The sequence below is a fragment of the Dongia rigui genome, assembly GCF_034044635.1.
GTDB lineage: Bacteria > Pseudomonadota > Alphaproteobacteria > Dongiales > Dongiaceae > Dongia > Dongia rigui.
Genome location: NZ_JAXCLX010000001.1, coordinates 777405 through 795293 on the forward strand (window position 1 = coordinate 777405; position 17889 = coordinate 795293).

At 62.3% G+C, this 17889-nt stretch carries 17 protein-coding genes and 1 pseudogene; 11 read left to right on the top strand and 7 right to left on the bottom strand.

Features of this window, described 5'->3' with window-relative positions; translation table 11 throughout:
- The first annotated feature begins 125 nt into the window (after positions 1–125).
- Both SMD31_RS03560 and SMD31_RS03565 read left to right on the top strand, forming a co-directional pair.
- Positions 126–434 carry a DUF1488 family protein gene (locus tag SMD31_RS03560; RefSeq protein ID WP_320499350.1) on the top strand — a complete coding sequence of 103 codons (309 nt, stop codon included), beginning with the start codon at positions 126–128 and terminating at the stop codon, positions 432–434.
- A gap of 91 nt (positions 435–525) precedes the next feature.
- Complete coding sequence (locus SMD31_RS03565; RefSeq protein ID WP_320499351.1) at positions 526–1290, top strand: PRC-barrel domain-containing protein; 765 nt, start codon at positions 526–528, stop codon at positions 1288–1290.
- Positions 1291–1350: 60 nt separating this feature from the next.
- Here SMD31_RS03565 and SMD31_RS03570 read toward each other — a convergent pair whose 3' ends face one another.
- A complete protein-coding gene (locus SMD31_RS03570; RefSeq protein WP_320499352.1) occupies positions 1351–1638 on the bottom strand; it encodes a hypothetical protein in 288 nt (95 codons plus the stop codon).
- Positions 1639–1718: 80 nt separating this feature from the next.
- A complete protein-coding gene (locus tag SMD31_RS03575) occupies positions 1719–1895 on the bottom strand; it encodes a hypothetical protein (protein ID WP_320499353.1) in 177 nt (58 codons plus the stop codon).
- Positions 1896–2550: 655 nt separating this feature from the next.
- Here SMD31_RS03575 and SMD31_RS03580 point away from each other — a divergent pair.
- On the top strand, positions 2551–3879 hold the full coding sequence (locus SMD31_RS03580; protein ID WP_320500999.1) for an O-acetylhomoserine aminocarboxypropyltransferase/cysteine synthase family protein: 1329 nt from the start codon (positions 2551–2553) through the stop codon (positions 3877–3879).
- A 98-nt stretch (positions 3880–3977) separates the two neighbouring features.
- Positions 3978–5036 carry an isopenicillin N synthase family dioxygenase gene (locus SMD31_RS03585; RefSeq protein ID WP_320499354.1) on the top strand — a complete coding sequence of 353 codons (1059 nt, stop codon included), beginning with the start codon at positions 3978–3980 and terminating at the stop codon, positions 5034–5036.
- Between the two features lie 148 nt (positions 5037–5184).
- Here the strand turns inward: SMD31_RS03585 and SMD31_RS03590 are convergent, their stop codons facing one another.
- From SMD31_RS03590 to SMD31_RS03600, 3 genes are read right to left on the bottom strand one after another with little or no spacing between them, the layout of a single operon-like run.
- Entirely contained in the window at positions 5185–5844 is a 660-nt protein-coding gene (locus tag SMD31_RS03590; protein WP_320499355.1) for a methionine ABC transporter permease, read from the bottom strand.
- Complete coding sequence (locus tag SMD31_RS03595; protein WP_407652075.1) at positions 5834–7021, bottom strand: methionine ABC transporter ATP-binding protein; 1188 nt, start codon at positions 7019–7021, stop codon at positions 5834–5836. The genes SMD31_RS03590 and SMD31_RS03595 overlap by 11 nt, the downstream gene beginning before the upstream one ends.
- Before the next feature lie 60 nt (positions 7022–7081).
- A complete protein-coding gene (locus SMD31_RS03600; protein ID WP_320499356.1) occupies positions 7082–7897 on the bottom strand; it encodes a MetQ/NlpA family ABC transporter substrate-binding protein in 816 nt (271 codons plus the stop codon).
- Positions 7898–8141: 244 nt separating this feature from the next.
- On the opposite strand from SMD31_RS03600, the gene SMD31_RS03605 reads away from it, so the two are divergent.
- Genes SMD31_RS03605 through SMD31_RS03615 form a run of 3 tightly spaced genes read left to right on the top strand, consistent with a single transcriptional unit; the run spans position 8142 to position 10732 of the window.
- Entirely contained in the window at positions 8142–8966 is an 825-nt protein-coding gene (locus SMD31_RS03605) for a transporter substrate-binding domain-containing protein (RefSeq protein ID WP_320499357.1), read from the top strand.
- 15 nt (positions 8967–8981) lie between these two features.
- Entirely contained in the window at positions 8982–9830 is an 849-nt protein-coding gene (locus tag SMD31_RS03610) for an amino acid ABC transporter permease (protein ID WP_320499358.1), read from the top strand.
- Positions 9830–10732, top strand: a complete 903-nt coding sequence (locus SMD31_RS03615; protein WP_320499359.1) for a homocysteine S-methyltransferase family protein — start codon at positions 9830–9832, stop codon at positions 10730–10732. The genes SMD31_RS03610 and SMD31_RS03615 overlap by 1 nt, the downstream gene beginning before the upstream one ends.
- A gap of 9 nt (positions 10733–10741) precedes the next feature.
- On the opposite strand, the gene SMD31_RS03620 is transcribed toward SMD31_RS03615, so the two are convergent.
- On the bottom strand, positions 10742–11833 hold the full coding sequence (locus tag SMD31_RS03620) for an alkene reductase (protein WP_320499360.1): 1092 nt from the start codon (positions 11831–11833) through the stop codon (positions 10742–10744).
- Between the two features lie 423 nt (positions 11834–12256).
- Here SMD31_RS03620 and SMD31_RS03625 point away from each other — a divergent pair, with 423 nt between their 5' ends.
- Positions 12257–12589 carry a hypothetical protein gene (locus tag SMD31_RS03625; RefSeq protein ID WP_320499361.1) on the top strand — a complete coding sequence of 111 codons (333 nt, stop codon included), beginning with the start codon at positions 12257–12259 and terminating at the stop codon, positions 12587–12589.
- A gap of 334 nt (positions 12590–12923) precedes the next feature.
- Positions 12924–13922: pseudogene (locus SMD31_RS03630) on the top strand (phosphate acetyltransferase); the annotation flags it as partial.
- Between the two features lie 77 nt (positions 13923–13999).
- Here the strand turns inward: SMD31_RS03630 and SMD31_RS03635 are convergent.
- Positions 14000–14821, bottom strand: a complete 822-nt coding sequence (locus tag SMD31_RS03635) for an IclR family transcriptional regulator (RefSeq protein ID WP_320499362.1) — start codon at positions 14819–14821, stop codon at positions 14000–14002.
- Positions 14822–14944: 123 nt separating this feature from the next.
- Between SMD31_RS03635 and SMD31_RS03640 the strand changes: the two genes are divergently transcribed.
- On the top strand, positions 14945–16570 hold the full coding sequence (locus tag SMD31_RS03640) for a GMC family oxidoreductase (RefSeq protein ID WP_320499363.1): 1626 nt from the start codon (positions 14945–14947) through the stop codon (positions 16568–16570).
- 30 nt (positions 16571–16600) lie between these two features.
- Positions 16601–17884, top strand: a complete 1284-nt coding sequence (locus tag SMD31_RS03645) for an MFS transporter (protein ID WP_320499364.1) — start codon at positions 16601–16603, stop codon at positions 17882–17884.
- Positions 17885–17889: the final 5 nt, after the last annotated feature.

Sequence of the window (17889 nt, forward strand, 5' to 3'; positions counted from 1 at the left end):
AGAATTGGACACAAATTTGTTGCCATCGGCAAGAAAGCTGTGACGCCGCAGAAAGCGGAGATAAGGTGCTTTGAATTGCGGATGGCGCCCGTTCATAAATGAAGCATCGCAGTTCGGAGGGTCGGATGCTGCGCTTTTTGAATGAAACGCCGGTTTACGATTATGAGCTCGAGCGCCTGCGCTTCGTCGGCCTCGACCGCGAGCAGCATGTCGTCTGTCGCGTCACCAAGGACGCGTTGCTGGCTTGTATCGACCGCGACAATGCCTCGGCGCCTGAATTGATGGCAGCATTCGAAACCAACCGCACGCTGTTCGAAGATATCGCCAGCATGGAGCATGCGGCCGGCGCCCGGGGCGAGGTCTATATCGAGCGCTATCATCTGGAACATCCCTGGCTGAAGGTCCCCACCATGGCCATCGCCAGCCTGCCTTAACTCCGAATAGCGCTGCGAAGGCGGAGCAACCGCAACCCACGTCCTTAATCATGGTTACTTCTTCACTTCATCAATGGAGGGAAGATAACCCATGAAGACATTATTGAAACTTACCACGGCCGTGGGCTTGGTCATCGGCAGCTTGGCGTTGCCGACGATGGCCTTTGCCGACAGCACAGAAACTCCGGCCATGGGGACTGTCGATGCCGGCACCCTCATCGGCAAGAACGTGGTCGATGCCAAGGGCGACACCGTTGGCGAGATCGACAGCGTGATGGTCGACGCCAACGGCAAGGTCAAGTCAGTGGTCGTCGATGTCAGCGGCTGGCTGCAAACCGAGAAGCTCATCAGTCTGCCCTGGAAGGGACTTACGGTCACGGACAACAACGTGATCACCTCGCGTTTGACTCAGGAAGAAGCCAAGCAGGCTGCTGCCTATGCCTATGTGGATGAGGGCAATCGCCGCAAGGTCCTGACCGAGAAGGGGCAGGTCTATGCCGAAGGCAGCGACGCCGACATGACAACGTCGAGCGGTGGCGACGGGACCATGGGCACGCCGGTCAAGAACCCGGACGGTTCGATCAATGCCAGCCAGCTGGTCGGCGTCAACATCGAGAACGGCGATGGCGACAAGCTGGGCGAAGTCGGCGAAGTGGTGATCGCCAGCGATGGCGGGCTGCAGGGCGTCGTCGTCGATGTCGGTGGTTTCCTGGGGATCGGGACGCATCCGGTCCTGCTGAACTGGAAAGACATGAAGATTTCCGGCAATGGCGATGACATCAAAGCCATCGTCAACACGACCAAGGACAATCTGAAGTCGTTACCGGAATACAAGGCCGACGCCGCCAGCAACTAAAGCGGCGACAGCTCGACTGAATGAATGGCCGGGATGCACAATCGTGATCCCGGCCATTTATCATTCCTGCAAGGGCTGGCCGGCAGGCGCCGGCCGCTCACCCACTGCATCAGCAAGATTGAGAAGATAGGCATCAAGGAGTGGGGCCTGACCGGTTTCCTGGAAGCAGGCGATGTCGAGCTTCAACGCTTCGGCCAAGCGGGGACGACCGGCACGGGCGGGATCGGAATAATCACGCAAGGTCTTCGACGAAAGACTGACAACATCCGCCGCCTGGCGCGCGCCGAGCAGTTTGACGATCTTCATCATGGCTTCTTCGAACGAGCCTGAGTCTCGGCGCTTGGTCATGCTGACCCTCCTTCATGAGTTTGGTTAACTTTATGAAGGGCTGAACGCGCCGCGAGTTCCCACAGAAATTGGCAGGTGGCTCAATCCCCTACAGGATCGCGATGGGGAACGCCCAGAGCCTCGGCGGCCTCGTCGATGGCCTGCTTGGCCATCTTCAAGCCATCGATCTCGATCTTCATCGCCTCGCGCAGCGTCTTGTCGCTCCGATGGGGCGGCGGCAGATCATTGGGAATATCGATGATAAGTCGTCGGTTCATCCCGCTATTAAGACCCCTCGCAGGCAGGCATGCAACCCTACAGCACGCGTTGTCGGGGTTTATATCCGGCAGCCATGACGAAACGGCGAAAGCGTGGAAAATGGCTAGGCAGCACGCGACGCATTGTCGACTGCCAGCGCGCTGCGGGGTCTTGTCGACACGCGGTAGATTCCCGCCCCGATGATTAGTTCACCCGGTTGCGTCGGCGGCTGGCGGAAAAAGAGCGGCCGACCATCATAGATGCCGACGAATTCGGCGACGCGGCCGCATTCAAGCATCCAATATGCGGGAATACCGCAGCCATCGAGAATTGCGATCGCCGGTCCCTCACGCGCGGGCACGGCCTCATGCCAACGCCCATCCAGGAAGACACTGTTCTTGGGTGGGAGAATCCAGCATCGCAAGCGGCGCCAGAGCTTGCCGACCGTGTTGGCACGTCGATTTGAGGGTGAGCTTGACGACATAATCCTAATTCCTGCGCCCCCTCCTTAGGTCACGATGGCGGCTGCGAAAAGCGGCCAAAATGCCGCATGTCCTTACCCACAACGCGCGCGAGGAATTCTGGGGCGGCAACAAAGGAAAAGTCGCTTGGCCGGAGCGCGTTTCCGGTGAGAGTCGGGTGGGTGTCTTCAACGATCTCCTGAAGGAGCGACCGATGCCCGCCGATACGACGAACGCCGAAACACTCGCCTTGCATGGCGGCAGCTACCGCGCCGATCCGACAACCGGCGCCGTCGCGGTGCCGATCTATCAGACGACGTCCTATCAATTCCAGGACACCGGCCATGCGGCGCGGCTCTTCGCGCTGGAAGAACTCGGCAACATCTATACGCGCGTGCAAAATCCGACGACGGATGTGCTGGAACAACGCGTGGCAGCCCTTGAGGGTGGCGCGGCGGCGCTTGCCGTTGCCTCCGGTCAGGCAGCGTCCACCTTTGCGGTACTCAACCTCGCCCAGGCCGGCGACAATATCGTCTCCTCGACGGACCTTTACGGCGGCACCTGGACATTGTTCTCGCAGACCTTGAAGCAATTCGGCATCGAGGTGCGTTTCGTCGACCCGGCCGACCCGGAGAATTTCCGCCGCGCCACCGACGCAAAGACCCGCGCCTTTTACGCCGAGACCCTGCCCAATCCAAAGCTGCAGGTTTTTCCCCTGAAGGAAGTGGCTGATATCGGCCGATCGCTGGGCGTGCCGCTGATCGTCGACAACACCGCGGCCCCCTTGACCGCGCGGCCCTTCGATCATGGCGCGGCGGTGATCGTGCATTCGGCGACGAAATACATCGGCGGACACGGCACCAGCATCGGCGGTGTCATCATCGATGGCGGCAACTTCCCGTGGGAGCAGCATGCCGAACGCTTCCCGCTCCTCACCCAGCCCGATGAGGCCTATCACGGCGCCATCTGGACGGAGGCCGCGAAGCCCCTGGGGCCGATCGCCTATATCCTACGCGCACGCGTCAAGCTGCTGCGCGATATCGGCGCACCGATCTCGCCGTTCAACGCCTTCCAATTAATCCAGGGTTTGGAGACTTTGGCGCTGCGGGTGAAGCAGCACAACACGAACGCCATCAAGGTCGCCGATTTCCTGAAATCGCACCCGACCATCGCCAAGGTGATCTTTCCCGGCCTGCAGCAGGGCGAGTTCAAGCGTCGCGCCGATGCCTATCTGAAGGACGGGTATGGCGGATTGATCGGCTTCGAACTGAAAGGTGGCGTTGAAGCCGGCAAGGCCTTCATCAACGCGCTGAAGCTGTTCTATCACGTCGCCAATATCGGCGATGCGCGGAGCCTTGCCATCCATCCCGCCTCGACCACGCATTCCCAGCTCTCGCCCGAGGAGCAACTGGCAACCGGTGTGACTCCTGGCTATGTGCGCCTGTCGATCGGCATCGAGCATCCCGATGATATCATCAAGGATCTGCGCCAGGCCCTCGACCAGGCTGCCGGGACCGCGGCGGAGCCCCGCAAGGTCGCTTGACCTCGCCCCCGCCATCACCATCATAATCGCCTGTCGCGCGGTCCCGGCCCATCTAGGTGACAAATGGGCCGGGACTTTTTCGCCGTAAGGATGTCTGCATGAACGCCCCCGTGAAGCCCAGCACCCTGCCCGTGCTCGATTTTCGTGAATTCGACGGCACGGCCGAAAGCCGCGCCGCCTTCCTGGAGAAGCTGCGCGTTGCGGCGCGTGAAAGCGGCTTCTTCTATTTGGTGGGGCATGGCATCGATCAGGAATTCCTGACCGACCTGTTCGCTTTGTCGCGGCGCTTCTTCGATTTGCCGGAGGCCGAGAAGCTGGCAGTCGAAATGGTGAACTCGCCCCATTTCCGCGGCTATACCCGCGTGGGCTGGGAACATACCCGCGGCGAACGGGATTGGCGCGAACAGCTCGATGTCGGCGCCGAGCGCGAGAAGGCCAACACCAAGCCGGGCGATCCGGCTTGGACGCGGCTGCAGGGGCCAAATCAATGGCCCAGCGCGCTCCCGGAATTGAAGCCGGCGATCCTGCGCTGGCAGCAGGAGGCGACCGCCCTGGCCGTGCGCCTGACGCGCGCCTTTGCCGAAAGCCTGCGGCAGAAGGCCGGCGTGTTCGAGCCGATCTATGCCGAGCGCCCCAACCAGCTGGTGAAGATCATCCGCTATCCCGGCCGCCATGCGACCGAAAGCGAGCAGGGTGTGGGCGCCCATAAGGACAGCGGCTTCGTCACCATCCTGCTGCAACACCAGCAGAGCGGCTTGCAGGTCGAAGGGCCCAATGGCTGGATCGATGCGCCGCCGCTCCCCGGCAGCTTCATCATCAATGTCGGCGAGTTGCTGGAGATGGCGTCGAACGGGTACCTGAAGGCGACGGTGCACCGCGTGATCACGCCGCCCGCCGGCAGCGATCGCCTCTCAATTGCATTCTTCCTGGGCGCCAGGTTGGATTCGACGGTGCCGGTCCTGACCCTCGCCCCGGATCTCGCCGCCGAGGCCAAGGGCGTGGCGCAAGACCCGCTCAATCCGCTGTTCCGGGACGTGGGCAAGAACTATCTCAAAGGGCGCCTGCGCTCGCATCCCGATGTGGCGCGCCGCCACTATGCCGATCTGTTGAGCGCCGAGGAACTCGCCAAGCCCGCAGGTCCCGGCTCAGCCTATTAGAACATGTGCCAAAGGCAGAAGGGGATGGGTTGTTGCCCATCCCCTGGCCTTGGCTCATCGTCCGTCTCGCACACCGCGAACATCTCCGCGCGCTCGGCAGCAAGCTGCTCCAGGAAGGCCTTGAGCCGGCTAAGCCAGGCCGACATTTTCAGCGCGCCCGTCGGTTGAGGCGCCGCGCCAGCGTGTCGCCCAGCATTTGCACGCCCTGCACCAGCACGATGAGCAGGATCACGACCGTTACCATCACTTCGGGCATGAAGCGCTGGTAGCCGTAGCGAATGCCGAGATCGCCGAGGCCGCCGCCGCCCACGGCACCGACCATGGCCGAGAAGCCAATGAGACTGACCAATGTCAGCGTGAGTCCCAGGACGATGCCCGGCAGGGCCTCGGGTAACAGAACCTTGCGGACAATCTGCAAAGGTGTGGCGCCCATGGCAAGCGATGCTTCGATCAGGCCGCGATCAACCTCGCGCAAAGCCGTTTCAGTGATGCGGGCGATAAAGGGTGCGGCACCGATGGTGAGCGGCACGATTGCGGCGGTTGTGCCGATAGAGGTGCCGGCCACTAGGCGCGTAAAGGGGATAAGAGCCACCACGAGAATGATGAAAGGTGTCGAGCGCGTAGCGTTGACGACGAAACCGAGGATGCGGTTTAGGGTCGGCGCCGAGAAAATCTCGCCCGGACCGCTCGTTGCCAGGAAAACGCCAAGCGGCAGGCCGATCAGCGTGCCAAGGACGGCCGAGAGCAGCACCATGTAGATGGTTTCCAGCCCCGAAGTGCCGATGAGCGCGATGATGTCAAGCGACATGGCCCAATACCTCCGATTTGATCCCAAGACGACCGAGCGTTTCGTCGAGGCGCGTTTGCGGAATATCGGAGGAGAGGCTGATAACGAAGTGGCCGAGTGGTTTGCCGGCAATCGTTTCGACCTGCCCCTGCAGGATGGCGACATCAACACCGATCTCGCGGTTGAACTGGCTGAGGGCCACGACATTGGCCGCTTCGCCAGCGATGGTCAGACGCAGCACCTTCTGCCCACCCGGTAACGGCGTCGACGTCAGGCGCTCCAGAAGGTCCGCCGGCAAAGCGTGGCCGGCATCGTGGCCGGCCAATGTGCGGGCGAGGTCGGATTGCGGGTCGGCGAAGAAGTCGTAGGTTTCCGCCTGTTCGATCAGATGGCCGGCTTCCAGCAGGCCGACCCGGTGGCAGATCTGCTTGATCACGGCCATCTGATGGGTAATGAGGATGATGGTCACGCCCAATTCGCGATTGATCTTTGCCAGCAAGGCGAGAATCGACCGGGCCGTTTCCGGATCGAGCGACGAGGTGGATTCATCGGAGAGAAGGATCCGCGGATTGGTGGCGAGTGCCCGGGCAATGGCCACGCGTTGCTTCTGCCCGCCCGAAAGTTCCGCCGGATAGGCGTCACGCTTATCCGCCAAGCCCACCAGGTCGAGCAATTCGCCCACGCGCCGTTCAGTCTCGACAGCGGGCGTGCCGGCCAATTCAAGCGGCAAGGCGATATTGCCGAAGGCGGTGCGCGACGACAGCAGATTGAAATGCTGGAAGATCATGCCGATGGAGCGGCGCTGATGGCGCAGTTCGCCCGGCGTGAGACCGCCGAGTTCGACGCGTGCAATCTCCACTCGGCCCGTGGTCGGCGTCTCCAGGCCATTGAGGAGCCGGATCAAGGTCGACTTCCCGGCGCCGGAGCGGCCGATGATGCCGTAGATCTCACCGGCGCCAACCGATAGAGACACCCCCTTCAACGCCACCACTTCCGGGGCTTGGCCGCGGGCGGGGAAAATCTTGGTCACATTGCGCAAGGCGACAAGGTCGCGCTGCGGGCTGTGCGCCTGATATGCCGGGCGATATGCCCGTTGCGGCGCCTCGGCCGTCCGCTCTATGGGCAGGGACACATCCCACAGGATTGCCGCCGTGGGATCCGTCGCCACCAGCCCGCTTTGCACCGTCATCACTGTCACGTCAGCTCTCGGAAAATAAGTTCCGGCCGGGCGCTGTACTCGCCCGGCCGGTCGCGTAGATCAAAAGGCCGGCAGAATGGCGCCTTTGAAGCGCTCATTGATGAAGGTCTCGACCTCCTTCGACTGGTAGGCAGTGACCAGCTTCTTGAAGATCGGGTTGTCCTTCTCCGCCGCGCGCACGGCGATGAAATTGCCATAAGGATTGTCGATCCGGCTCTCCTGGATCAGCGCATCCTTGCGCGGGTCGAGGCCGGCACCCAAGGCGTAATTGGTGTTGATCACCGCGCCATCGAGATCGGGCAGGTATTTCGGCAGCTGTGCCGCATCGATTTCCTTGAATTCGATCTTCTTCGGATTGTCGGCGATGTCGAGCACGCTGGGGTTGAGGCCCTTGCCCTCCTTCAGCTTGATGAGGCCATTGGCGGCGAAGAGATTGAGGGCACGACCGCCATTGCTGGGATCATTGGGGATGCCGAGAACGGCGCCTTCCGGAATCTCGGCAAACTGCTTGTGCTTTTGCGAATAGAAGCCGATCGGCGCCACCAGCGTGTAGCCGATGGGAACGATGTGATAACCGCGCGCCGCGATCTGGGCATCGAGATAGGGTTTGTGCTGGAAAGCATTGGCGTCGAGATCGCCCTGCTCCAGCGCTTCGTTCGGGATGGTGTAGTCAGAGAAAGTGATGATCTCGATATCGAGGCCTTCTTTGGCCGCGACCTTCTTCGCGACTTCAGCGATTTCCTCTTCCTCGCCCGCCATGACGCCGAGCTTGATTTTGTCGGCGGCGGCCTGGGTGCCGAGTGGCAGGAAAGTTGCAAAGGCGAAGGCGGACAAGGCTGCCGTCAGAACAATGCGGCGGCGGGTGAACAGGGACATCGGAAGCTCCATGCAATTGGTTGGCTATCGGTTGATCGATGCCCCCTGATTGCCTGGAAATCTCTACTGATTGAATCGCGTATTTCTCGAGCGCTGCCCCAGTTTTCCTTGCGGCAGGGCGCCGCAAGCTTTTCTCGCCCGAGGATTCCTACCCGTTGCCACGACAAAATCTCGCTTCGGCGCGCCCCGGGCATCTCCTAGAGCTTGCAGCGATTTTCCCGTCAGCAAGTGAAGGAGCAAGGAAATGAAGTTCTATTCCGCGGCAGGCCTGGTCCTGGCCGGTTTCATCGGCACGGCCGCCAGTGCATTTGCCGGGCCGACGCTGGACCGCGTCACCAAGGCGGGCGAGCTGGTCAATGTCGTCGATAACAGCTATCCGCCCTTCAGCTATATCAACGAGAACAACGAAGTGGTCGGTTTCGATATCGACATCGCCAAGGCGGTTGCGGATCGCTTGGGCGTCAAGCTGCGCATCGAGACGCCCGGCTGGGAGACGATCGTCGGCGGCAAGTGGCAAGGGCGCTGGGACATCTGCATCTGCTCGATGACGCCCACGGAGCAGCGTGCGCAGGTGCTCGATTTCCCGCTCGAATATTACCGCTCGCCGGCTGTGCTGGTGGTGAACAAGGATGAGAAGGCGATCCAATCGGCCGCCGATCTGGATGGCAAGCGCGTCGGCGTCGGCACGGGATCGACCTATGAGGCCTATCTCGACAAGTCGATCGTCATCCCCGGCACCAAGCCGATCGATTTTCCGTTCAAATCGGTGATCAAGGTACCGACCGATGAAACCGTCGCCTTCCAGGATCTGGCACTGGGTGCCGGCGTGCGCCTCGACGCCGTGGTCGCCAATCTGGCGACGACGAAGGAACGCATCGATGCCGGAGCACCGGTAAAGATCGTCGGCAAGCCGCTCTATGGCGAGCCGAACTGGATCGCCCTCGACAAGGGCGATGCGGAATGGAACGCCAAGGTGGTCGAGACCATCAACGCGCTGAAGGCCGATGGCACGCTTAAAGCCATCTCCACCAAATGGCTGGGTGCCGACGTCACCGCCGGCGATTTCTAAGGGATGGCGCCGCCCATGAGCAATCTGGGCCTCACTGCCGGCAGCCAGCGCGCTGCCGGCGGGCGCTTTTCGTCGGCCCTCTGGAAATTTCGGGCACGCGCCGCCCTGGTCTGGCTCGGCCTGCTCATCGGCATCACAGCGTTGCTGTTGCAGTCGGGACTGGATTTCCCGCTGATCCGCGCCAAGCTTCCCTATCTGCTTGGGTTCCATTTGACGCCTGGCGGCTTCCTGCAAGGGGCCGCGCTCACCCTCTTCATCACCGCCTGCAGCATGATCTTCTCGGTCGTGATCGGCATCCTGACCGCGCTTGGCCGCACGTCGAGCAACGCCTTCCTCTTCGGCTTGGCAACCTTTTATGCCTCGCTCTTTCGCGGCACGCCGTTACTGGTCCAGGTGCTGATGATCTATCTCGCCTTGCCGCAGGTGGGCATCGTGCTGAGCGGCCTCAGTTCCGGCATCATCGCCTTGTCGTTGAATTACGGCGCCTATCTTGCCGAGACCATTCGCAGCGGCATCATCTCGGTCCCGTGGGGGCAGCGTGAAGCGGCCATGGCGCTGGGCCTTTCGCGCCTGCGCATCGCCGCGCGCATCGTGGCACCGCAGGCTTTGCGCGTCATCATTCCGCCCGCCGGCGCGCAGTTCATCTCGATGCTGAAGGATTCCTCGCTGGTGTCGCTGATGGGATTGTGGGAAATCAATTTCCTGGCCCAATCGTATGGGCGCGCCACCTATCGCTACATGGAGATGCTGATCTCCGCGGCCGCAATCTATTGGGTGATGTCGGTGATCTTGGAACTGCTGCAGGCGCGCCTCGAGCGGCGCTATGGCAGGGGCTATAGTCGCCAAACTTCTGGAGGTGCCTGATGGGCGAGATTCGCATCCTTGATGGCGGCATGGGCCGCCAGCTTGCCAAGATCGGCGCCCCCTTTCGCATGCCCGAATGGTCGGCGCTGGCGCTCATTGAGGCGCCGGATTTTGTCGAGGAAGCGCACCGGCAGTTCATTGCCAGCGGTGCCCAGATCATCACCACCAACAGCTATTCGATCCTGCCGCATCAGATTGGCGATGCCTATTTCGCGGCCAACGGCCAGCGCTTGGCGGATCTGGCTGGGCATCTGGCACGGCGCGCCGCTGGGCAGAACGTGCTGGTCGCTGGGTCGCTGCCGCCGCTCTTTGGTTCGTACAAGCCGCAGAACTTCGACGCCCTTCGCGCGCCCGCCATCCTCAAACTGCTGATTGATGGCCTCGCCCCCCATGTCGATCATTGGCTGGTCGAGACGCAGAGCTCGGTCGACGAAATGCGGGCGGCTGTTGCCGCCCTAGCGGGATCAACCAAGCCGATCTGGGTGTCCTATACGTTGAAAGACGAGATCGGCCGTGCCCAGCCGCCGGAACTGCGCTCTGGTGAAGCGGTAGCCGCTGCCGCCTATGCCGCGGTCGAAGCCGGCGCCGTGGCCGTCCTCTTCAATTGCAGCCAGCCGGAAGTGATGGCACCGGCGATCCGCGCCGCCGCCGAAACTTTAAAGAGCTTCGGGCGCGGTGACGTCGCCATTGGAGTCTATGCCAATACGTTCGAGGCCGAAGAGGCGAGCGACGCCGCCTATGCCGGCATTTCCAAGCTGCGCCAGGATGTCGGGCCGCAACGCTATCTCGACCTCGTCAAGATATGGATCGAGTCAGGCGCCACAATCATCGGCGGTTGCTGCGGGATCGGGCCGGAGCATATCGCCGCCATCGCCGCCCATGTCGGACGTGACGCCGCCTAGTCGATCATCCTAGTCGATTGCCTGGCGTTCCGGTTCGCTATAAGCCGGATAGTCCGTATAGCCGCGCGCACCGCCACCATAGAAGGTCTTTCGGTCAGCCTCCTGCAGCGGCAGCCGGCGGCGCAGACGGTCGGGGAGATCTGGGTTGGCGATGAAGGCGGTGCCGAAGGCGATAAGATCGGCAGCGCCGCTATCGATGGCACGGGTCGCCGAGGCTTGATCATATCCGGTGTTGAGAATGAGCGGGCGCCCGAAGACGCGCCTGATCTGCGGCGCCACAACGGCGGCCCCACCGCGTGCTGCGGCATCGAGCGGTTCCACCAGATGCAGATAGGCAAGATCGAAGCGGCCAAGTTCACTGGCGGCATGGGTGAAGGTGACGGCCGGGTTCGAATCACGCATGTCGTTGAAGTCGAGCCAGGGCGACAGCCGCACGCCGACCCGATTGGGCGCCCAGGCGCCGGCCGCGGCCTCGACCACTTTCAAGAGGAAGCGGACGCGGTTGGCAATCGGCCCGCCATAGCTGTCGCTGCGCTGGTTGGAGCCATCACGCAGGAACTGGTCGATGAGATAGCCGCAGGCGGCATGAATCTCGACGCCATCAAAGTCGGCCGCCTTGGCGTTCGCGGTCGCGGCGGCGAACTGGTCGACGATGCGGGCAATCTCGGCGACACTCAAGGCGCGCGGCTGGACAAATGGCTGCAGGCCTTCGGCGGTATAGGCCTGCCCCGCCGGCGTGATCGCCGAGGGAGCCACCGGTAACGTGCCTTCCGGCAGAAGCGAGGGATGCGAGATGCGTCCAGCATGGCACAGTTGCAGAAAGATCCGCCCACCGGCCGCATGCACGCGCTCGGTGACCAAGCGCCACGCCGCGACCTGACGTGGTTCGTGAATGCCGGGGGTATCGAAATAGCTGACGCCTTGCGGCGATATCTGACTGGATTCGGTGATGATGAGGCCGGCCGAGGCGCGTTGAGCGTAATAGGTGGCATTCATCGGCGCCGCGACACCGCCCGGCGAGCGGTTGCGGGTCATCGGCGCCATCACGATGCGGTTGCTCGTGCGCAGCGCGCCAAGATCGAAGGTATCAAACAGGGACATGGCAAACCGGGTCAAGGAAATGGATTTCGGACACTGTCCGATAAGGATGGCAGCGACACGAACGAGTTTTTCTGCGCCATATGGTCAGCAAATCTCCCTTGCGGAACGATAAATTCGGCCACACTCCCGTTTGTGAAGTGGCATGAAGTGCCCGCATAGACGTCATAGATGCCCCAAAAAAGCCAAACAACCCCAAATCCCATGGGGTCATATCCAGGATCATGGTGAGTGATAATCGATATCGGGCCAATAAATTGGCAGGCGACGCGGTGAAATGAGATGGTCGCTCATCAACATGCGCCTGCGACGATTCCTGGGAAGATGAGCAGACGCACCCCGCCGGTATCCTGATCGACGCTTTCCAATGGCGTGCCGAGGGGCCGGATCTTAGCGGCGCGCCCAAGCGTGCCGGGAGCGTTCCAAATGAAAGACCCACTCAGTTACCGGCCCGCGCCGGAAACGCAGGAAGACATCGACCGATCGATGCTGTTCGAACGCGCCAGGAAGTTCCTGACGCCCAAAGACGTCATTGTGCTGGCCTGCATTGTTGCCTGCGCCTATTTCATCAGCGCCAATTTTGGTGAGACGACGCCTTGGGCCAAGCTCAGCGTCGGCCAGCCGCACGGACAGGCATATTGCAGCGACGAGGAGTTGCGGCATTTGCGGGCCGGGCGCGATGCCTGTTTCGATCCCTCGAACCTGCATCGCACCGATAGCGACAGTGAGCCGTCGCTGCGAAAGATCACCAATACTTGACGCATAAGCGGCGTCGCCCCGCCCAAAGGGGCGACGCCCGCGCCGACGCGCGCCCAATTTCAGGAAATGACAGCAGCGTTCCGCGGCCAAAGCACCGGTCAGAACGGGTGCCGGCAGGCGGCGGCTGGTCTTGGCCGAATATTTCACACCCGCTTGCCGTCCCATGTCGAGCCGGGATGGCATCTTGCGGCCGGATGTCGTGACGCGATGGTGAATCTGTCACCGGGATGACCTAGATCATTTCCGCATCGCGGCGTTTTGCCATAGCGTAGGCTGTGCTGCCGCGACATAGACCGCGTCGGCCGGGGCTGGCGGAAACGTCGTACCGCCGAGACAAACAACGCCAAAGGCAGAATTGATGGACCGGGAAGCAATCGGGCGACCGCATGAAAAATACGAGCGCCTGCTGGCGGCCGCGCGCGCGGCCGGCCCAATTGCCACGGCAGTGGTTCACCCTTGCGATCCGATTGCCCTTGAATCTGCCGTTGAGGCCGCCAAAGCCGAACTCATTGACCCGATCCTCGTGGGACCGGCGGCAAAGATTCATGCCGCCGCGATACGGGGCGAACTCGATATAGCGGGACTGCCGATTGTCGATGCCGGCCATAGTCACGAAGCGGCCGCCCTCGCCGTCGACCTTGTGCGGAAGGGCCGCGCCCAGGCGCTGATGAAAGGCAGCCTGCACACCGATGAACTGATGAGCGCCGTTGTCGCGCGCGAGACCGGCATCCGCACGGCACGGCGCGTCAGCCATTGTTTCGTGATGGACATACCAGGGCATGCCTCGCCACTGATCATCACGGATGCGGCGGTCAATATCGCACCGACCCTCGAGGACAAGATCGATATCGTCCAGAACGCGATCGATCTCGCCCATGCGCTGCGGTTCGACGAGGTGCGCGTCGCGATCCTCAGCGCCATGGAAACCGTCAACCCGAAGGTCCCGTCGACCATCGAAGCGGCCGCTTTGTGCAAGATGGCGGATCGCGGTCAGATCACCGGGGCCCTGCTCGACGGGCCGCTGGCGCTCGACAATGCCATCAACCCCGAAGCGGCGCGCGTCAAAGGGATCCGGTCATTCGTCGCCGGGCACGCAAATGTTCTGGTGGTTCCGGATCTCGAAGCAGGCAACATGCTGGCCAAGAGCCTTTCTTTCCTGGCCGGCGCCGATGCGGCCGGCATCGTGCTGGGGGCCAAGGTACCGATCATCCTGACCAGCCGGGCCGACAGCCTGCTGACGCGCCTTGCCTCCTGTGCCGTGGCATGCCTGCTGAATGCCGCCCGCCTGTCCGAAGCCACCAAGGCCATCGCCACGCCGCCAATATCGGTGTGACGCAGGCGACTGGGCCTCCGGCCCGGCCGCTGCTGTGGTTCTAAGGATGGCGATACTGGCTGCGATGGCCAAGATCGCTAGCTCGGCAATGTCACCGGTGAAGCCCCAGGTAAAGTCCCAGGTAGAGTCCCAGGTAGAGTCTGGGCCATGCGCTTGGCGGCGCGCTGGAAGATGGGCAGGCACTCAACCGCGCGCGCCAGGCTGAAGCGCACGCTGGGGGCGTGGCAGGCGATGGCGGCCAGGACTTCGCCCCGCGCGTCGCGCACCGGCACGGCGATGGCTGCAAGGCCCAGCAGGAATTCCTCGCGGTCGAGGCTGTAGCCTTGTTTGGCAATCAAACTGAGCTCGCCGGCAAATGCCTTGGCATCCTTGATCGTGTTCGGCGTGAAGGGTGAAAAGTCATAGTTCTTCAAAAGCCGCGCGCGCCGCGCTTCCGGCATGAACGCCAGCAGCAGCTTGCCGCTGGCGGTGCAATGCATAGGGACGCGCGAGCCGGGTTCGAGATGGAGGCGCAACGGCCAGCGCGCTTCGACACGGTCGAGGTAGATCACCTCGTCGCCGGCGAGCGCGGTGAAATTGCAGGTCTCGCCAACGGCGTCGACGACACTTTGCAGGATGGCCCGCCGCTCGGTACCGGCCCCGCCGCGCTGCACATTGAGGCCGAGGCGAAACAGGCGGGGACCGACCCCGTAATGATGCCCGCCGGGCTCCCGTGCCAGATAGCCGCTGGCACATAAGCGCTGGCAAAGCCGGTGCACCGTCGGTTTCGGCAAAGCGAGCATGCCGCACAATTCGGCGATGGTCAGGGCACGCCCAGCCGCTGCCACGGCATCGATCAGATCGAGGCCGCGATCCACCGCACTCACCGTCTCCCGTTCTTTCTGCTTGTCCGAGACCATGGCCTCGCTCCCCTTTTTCGCGACTTTATACTGTCTCGCTAAATGAGACAAATCGTCTCAAATCAGGTTGACTCGCTTTGGGACTTTGGTCAGCCTTGAAATCCAGGGGAGAAAGTCACCGCCATGAGTGTCGCGACAAACGACGAAGCCGACTTCATTGTCGTCGGGGCCGGCTCGGCCGGCTGCGCGCTGGCCAACCGCTTGTCGGAAGATGGGCGGTACAAGGTTGCGTTGCTCGAGGCCGGGCCCCCGGACCGCCATTTCTGGATCCATCTGCCGATCGGCTACGGCAAGACGATGTGGGATTCCCGCATCAACTGGCGCTTCGAGACCGAACCAGAACCGTCGATGAATGGCCGCCGCATCTATTGGCCGCGCGGCCGGGTGCTGGGCGGGTCCTCTTCGATCAACGGGCTCATCGTCATTCGCGGCCAGGCCGAGGATTATGAGGCCTGGCGTCAGTTGGGAAATGTGGGCTGGGGCTGGGAGGGCGTGCTGCCCTATTTCCGCAAGCTCGAAACCAACCCGGCCTTTCCCGGCGATCCGCTGCATGGCGATGCCGGGCCGCTACATATCAGCAGCATCGGCGCACAGCATCCGATCATCGAATCCGTCATTGCCGCCGCGCAGAAACTGGGTGTGCCGCGCAACCCCGATTTCAACGGCGCGCGCCAGGAAGGTGTCGGCTATTACCAGCTCACGACGCAGCGCGGCTGGCGCCAGAGCAGCGCCGTCGCCTATCTGCGCCCGGCGCAGAAGCGCCCGAATTTGCGCATCATCTGCAATGCCGTCGCCACCCGGCTGACATTCGATGGCAAGCGCGCGAACGGCATCGAATATAGCGCGCATGGCGCCCTGCATCGCCTTGGTGCGCGACGCGGCGTCGTGCTGTCGGCCGGCGCCGTGCAGTCGCCGCAACTCCTGATGCTGTCCGGCATTGGTCCCGCCGCGCATCTGGCCGAAATGGGCATCCCGGTCCGTTCCGATCTCCCTGGGGTCGGCGGCAACCTGCAGGATCATCTGCAACTCCGGCTCATCTATCGCCTCAATCGCCGCATCAGCACCAATGACACGCTGCGTTCGCTGGCCGGACGCGCCCGGATGGGCCTCGAATGGCTCCTTGCCCGCCGTGGACCGCTGGCGATCGGCATCAATCAGGGCGGGCTGTTCACGCGCGTGATGCCAGAATCGGCGACGCCGGATATCCAATTCCATATTGCGACGCTCTCGGCCGACATGGCGGGCGGCAAGGTGCATGATTTCTCGGGCATGACGCTGTCGGTCTGCCAGTTGCGGCCGGAAAGCACCGGCACGATCCGCTTGAAGGGCCCCGATCCGCTCCAGGCACCCAGGATCCAGGCCAATTACCTCAGCGCGGAAGCCGATCGTCGCTGCGCCGTGGCGGCGATCAAATTCGCCCGCACCCTCGCCGCCACCGCACCGCTTGCCGATCTGGTCGAAGACGAATTCCTGCCAGGTGCCGCGCGTGACAGCGATGACGACCTGCTCGATTTTGCGCGCCAGCACGGCGCCACCATCTTCCACCCTGCCGGTACCTGCCGCATGGGGCCAGCCCAGGAGGCCATGAATGTCGTCGATCCGCGTCTCAAGGTGTGCGGCATCGGCAATCTGTGGGTCGCCGATTGTTCGGTCATGCCGCGCCTGGTTTCCGGCAACACCAACCTGCCCACAATCATGATCGCGGAAAAGGCGGCAGATCTCATCAAAGAGGACCTCGACCACGCGTAACGCCTTATAACAAGACTGAAACGGGAGGAAATGATGCAGACCAACGAACCGACACCCGGCCAATTGAGGCGGGTCGTCTTTGCCAGCGTCATCGGCGCCACCATCGAGTGGTACGATTTCTTTCTCTACGGCATCGTCGCCGGCATCGTGTTCAACAAACTGTTCTTCCCCGCTGACGATCCCGTCGTTTCCACCCTTCTCGCCTATACGACATTCGCCATCGGTTTCGTGGCACGGCCCTTGGGCGGCGTCGTCTTCGGTCATTTCGGTGACAAGATCGGCCGCAAGAACATGCTGGTCATGACGCTCTTGATCATGGGTGTCGCCACCGTGCTGATCGGCCTGCTGCCGACCTACGACCAGATCGGCGTCTTGGCACCGATCCTGCTGCTGGTCCTGCGCATCGCACAAGGCATCGGCATCGGTGGCGAATGGGGTGGCGCGGTGCTGATGGCCTATGAATATGCACCGGGTCACAAGCGTGGCTTCTATGCCAGCCTGCCGCAGATCGGCCTGGCCATCGGCCTGTGTCTCTCTTCCGGCGTCACGGCACTTGCTTCCTTGCTGCCCGAAGAGGACTTCATGGCCTGGGGCTGGCGCATCGCCTTCATCGCCAGCATCCTGCTGGTAGTGGTCGGCCTTTACATCCGCCTCAAGATCATGGAGACGCCGGAGTTCACCAAGGTGAAAGCCAGCCAGACGGAATCGAAGCTACCCTTTGCCGATCTCATCAAGGGATATCCAAAGAACATCCTGCTTGGCATGGGTGCGCGCTATATCGACGGCGTGTTCTTCAATGTCTTTGCGGTGTTTTCGATCGTCTACCTGTCGAAATACGTGAACATGCCGCGGACCACGGCCTTGTGGCTGGTGACGGCGGCGGCCTTTGTGATGATCGGCTCCATCCCCATCTTCGGCAGGCTTTCCGACCATTGGGGCCGGCCCAAGACCTATGCCGTGGGCGCATTTCTGCTGGCGATTGTTGCCTATCCTGCCTTCTGGATGATGGGGACCGGCGATCCGATGCTGGCCGGGATCGCGCTGGTCGTACCACTCGGCATCATCTATGCCATCTGCTACGGACCGGAGGCGGCGTTGTTCTCGGATCTGTTCGACGCGCGGGTGCGGTATACCGGCATTTCGTTCGTCTATCAGTTCTCCGGCATCTTCGCTTCCGGCATCACGCCGATCATCGCCACTTATCTCATCACCAAGAACGACGGCGACCCGGCACTGCTTGCCGGCTATGTCGTCTTTGCGGCCCTGGTCAGCATGATCTCGGCCATCGCCATCAAACGCCCAGCGAACGATTGATTGGG